The organism is Actinoallomurus acaciae (assembly GCF_042429965.1).
Lineage (GTDB): Bacteria > Actinomycetota > Actinomycetes > Streptosporangiales > Streptosporangiaceae > Actinoallomurus > Actinoallomurus acaciae.
On sequence record NZ_JBHLZP010000707.1, the window covers coordinates 1 to 3,445 of the forward strand.

4 protein-coding genes are annotated in these 3,445 nt (G+C 72.1%); 1 reads left to right on the plus strand and 3 read right to left on the minus strand.

Translation table 11 applies throughout. The features are described 5' to 3' along the window. On the plus strand, positions 1–225 hold a 225-nt coding region (locus tag ACFFNX_RS45430), incomplete at its 5' end, for a hypothetical protein (RefSeq protein WP_378212521.1). Between the two features lie 3 nt (positions 226–228). Here ACFFNX_RS45430 and ACFFNX_RS45435 read toward each other — a convergent pair. From ACFFNX_RS45435 to ACFFNX_RS45445, 3 genes are all read right to left on the minus strand, one after another. Continuing rightward, positions 229–1,086 carry a M15 family metallopeptidase gene (locus tag ACFFNX_RS45435; RefSeq protein WP_378212522.1) on the minus strand — a complete coding sequence of 286 codons (858 nt, stop codon included), beginning with the start codon at positions 1,084–1,086 and terminating at the stop codon, positions 229–231. A 75-nt stretch (positions 1,087–1,161) separates the two neighbouring features. After that, positions 1,162–2,175, minus strand: coding sequence for an extracellular catalytic domain type 2 short-chain-length polyhydroxyalkanoate depolymerase (locus ACFFNX_RS45440; protein ID WP_378212523.1), 1,014 nt, complete (start codon positions 2,173–2,175; stop codon positions 1,162–1,164). Between the two features lie 27 nt (positions 2,176–2,202). Beyond that, positions 2,203–3,445 (minus strand): tannase/feruloyl esterase family alpha/beta hydrolase (locus ACFFNX_RS45445; protein ID WP_378212524.1); only part of this gene is annotated, 1,243 nt, incomplete at its 5' end.

Sequence of the window (3,445 nt, forward strand, 5' to 3'; positions counted from 1 at the left end):
CGGGTCGTCCTGCTCTGGACCGCCTCGGAGGAGAAGAAGACCCTGGTGGTCAGCGTCCCGGCGAGCCTGGGCGACCGTCTGCGCGCCGACGCGCTGGTCGAGGGTGCCACGCGGCGGCTGGGCGGCGGTGGCGGGGGCAACGCCCGCATCGCCCAGGGCGGTCTGGCCATCGCCCCCACCACCGAGTCGCTGATCGAGGTCCTCGCCGAGACCGTGCCGGGCTGAAGGTCACCGGCCCGTCCGGCGCCAGGTCGCCAGGGCGCCGACCGGGGAGTGCGCCGGCGGCCTCGAACGAGGCGTGGTCCCCGCGGCGCGGGTGGCGGAGGCGGGGGAGACCGGCACGTCGAAGTAGGTGTCCGGGTAGGGCTCCCGCCGGTACGTGAAGTGCCACCACTCCTCGGGGATGCCCGTGAAGCCCGCGCCCTCCATCAGCCGCTTGAGCCAGAGGCGGTCGGCGTGTGCCGTGCCGGTGATCCGGGGGTCCAGCGTGTGGGCGCGTTCGTCGAAGCAGTCGAAGCCGGTGCCCATGTCGATCGAGGCGTCCGGGAACCTCTGGGCCCGCGGCGCGTAGCAGGAGGCCAGCGGCTCGCCCGGCCGGTACGCCCGGGTGGGCGCGGCCGGCAGCTTCACGATCGTCAGGTCGACGGTGCCGCCGCGGCTGTGGCCCGACCGGCGGGCGATGTATCCCTCGTCGAACAGCCGGGACTTGTCGACCTCGGGGTAGAACTCGGCCTTCATCGCGTGGTCGCCGGAATCGCCCGACCACGCCACGAACCGGTCCACGGCCCGTTGCGGACGGTAGCAGTCGTACACCTTCAGCGAGTAACCGCGCCGGGTCAGGCTCTGTTGCAGCCGGTGCAGGGCCTGCGCCGCCGGAGCGGTCAGGAGGCACAGCGGCGCCTGATAGCCCGGCACGACCCGGCCGGTGAAGTTGTGCGGCGTGGCGTACCGGATGTCCTGGATGATCGTCGAGTCGACCGAGCTCAGCGCGACGAAGCGCGGGCGCGGCGCTCCGGCCGCCGTCCCGGCCGGAGCGAGCAGCGCGGCCACGACCAGTCCGCAGAGCACGAAGGCAGCTCTCCTCATCCGTACACGATAGGCGTTACGCAAAGTGACGGGCCCGCCCACCGGGGTGGCACGGGCCCGTACGGGGAGTGATCGTCAGCCGCCGAGGGCGTGCACCATGTTCATGATCGCTTCGATCTGTGCGCCGCCGTGGGTGTCGTAGTTGCCCGCGTTCAGGTATCCCCACCAGTCCCAGCAGCCCTGCGGGTTGCTGCCCAGGGTGGCGACGGCCTGCGGGTAGAGCACGATCATGTTGTTCGTGTCGCCGTACTCGTTCAGGTGCGCCTTGGTGACGAACGTCGTGCCGACCGAGCCGGCGCCCTGCAGGCAGCCGTGCAGCGCGACCATGAGCCGGCACGAGGTGCCCGAGGCGCAGGCGGACGGCACGTAGGCGTAGCCGGTGGCGCCCATGCTGATCGCGCTCGCGCTGCCGCCGGGCGCGTAGGTGTTCTGGTCGAAGGACACGACGCTGCCGGACGGGCTCGCCGCCGGCGCGGCGACCGACCCGAACAGCTGGGCGAGCATCGCGTGCTCCGGGTCGTTGCCGCAGTTGTTGATGTAGGGGGTGTAGCTGGTGCCGCAGGCGTTCGGGCCGAGCGGGCTGACCCAGGAGTGCGCCGCCGGGGTCGTGTTGTCGTAGGTCACGTTCGCGCCGAAGTCCTTGTAGAACTGCACGAGGTCGTTGGACGAACCGACGCTGACGGTCGTGTCGGCGGTGCCGTGGAAGACGTACACGCGGTGGCCCGACAGGTTCGCGACATTGTCGATCGTGCCCTGCGCGGACCGGGTGCGCGCCGTCTGCTCCAGCGAGGACAGGTTCCGGCTCTGGACGTTGTACATGCACGCCAGCTCGGCCGTGGTGAGGCTGCCCTGGGCACAGTGGTAGGGGCCGCCCGCGAAGATCCCGGTGCCCTTGATCGTCCCGGAGTAGGCGACGTGGAGCTGGTCGGCCATGAAGCCGCCGGAGGACACGCCCGAGTCGTAGACGGCACTGATGTTGTAGTGCCCCAGCGTGGCGGCGTGGGCGGGTGTGGTGACGGCGGTGCCGAGCAGGCCCGTCGCGGCGAGCGCGACGGCGCCCTGGCGGAGGCGGCGCAGAACTGATCTCATGGTGCTCCTTCCTGGGAGGTCCGCTGGTCAGGAGGCCAGCGAGCAGGTGTTGGCGAGGTCCCCGGAGGTCGGTCTGGGCAGGGTGGCGCTGGGAGGAGGCGTGCGGCCGGCCGACCAGCCCTCCAGCGCGGTGAACGCGGCGCGGAAGCACGGCAGCATCGGGCGCAGCCGGTCCGGATACGTGTCGTACAACCCGTCGACGTGGTTGCCGCCCTCGATCCGGTAGTAGCGGAAGGGGCCGCGCACCATGCGGGCGTACACGTCGCCGTCCAGCGAGATCGGCAGCAGCGTGTCGAGCGTGCCCTGGAGGGTGATCAGCGGCTTGCGGATCCGTCCGGTCAGCGACACGCGGGCGACCGCCCGGTGCACCGACGCGGGCCGGGCGGCGTAGTCGTAGTCGGCGTCGCAGGCGGGGGTGCCGCTCGCGCAGTACGGCGTGCCCGCCTCGGTGGCGCCGTCGTAGGAGGGGTCGAACTCCTCCCGGTAGATCCGCTGGGTCAGGTCCCAGTAGACCTGCTCGTGGTACGGCCAGAGGAACTCCGAGCCGGGCGCGAGACCGGCGTCGAGCAGCGCCCGGTGCGCATCGGCCGAGCCGGCGGCGTAGGCGGGATAGTTCTTCAGCAGCGACGGCAGGTAGGTGAACAGGTTCGGGCCGTCCGCCCGGAACAGCGTGCCCTCCCAGTCCACGCCGCCGTCGTACAGCTCCGGGTGGTTCTCCAGCTGCCAGCGGACGAGGTAGCCGCCGTTGGAGATCCCGGCCGCGTACGTCCGCGTGGGCGCCCGCCCGTACCTGCGGGCGACCACCGCCTTTGCCGCGCGGGCGAGCTGGGTGACGCGGGTGTTCCACTCGGCGACGGCGTCGCCGGGGCGCCGCCCGTCCCGGTAGAACGTCGAACCCACGTTGCCCTTGTCGGTCGCGGCGTAGGCGTACCCGCGGGCGAGCACCCAGTCCGAGATGGTGAAGTCATTGGCGTACTGGGCGCGGTTCCCGGGCGTGCCGGCGACGACGAGCCCGCCGTTCCAGCGCTCGGGCAGGCGGATCACGAACTGGGAGTCGTGGTTCCAGCCGTGCGTGGTGTTCAGCGTCGAGGTGTCGGGGAAGTAGCCGTCGATCTGCGTGCCCGGCACGCCGGTGGGGTTGTGCGTCCCGGCGGGCTGCAGGCCCGCCCACTGCGCCGGGTCGCTGTGGCCGTCGGCGACGGTGCCGGCGGTGGTCAGGTCGGGCAGGAGCGCGCCGACCTGGTGGCCCGCGCCCGGCACGGCGACGTCG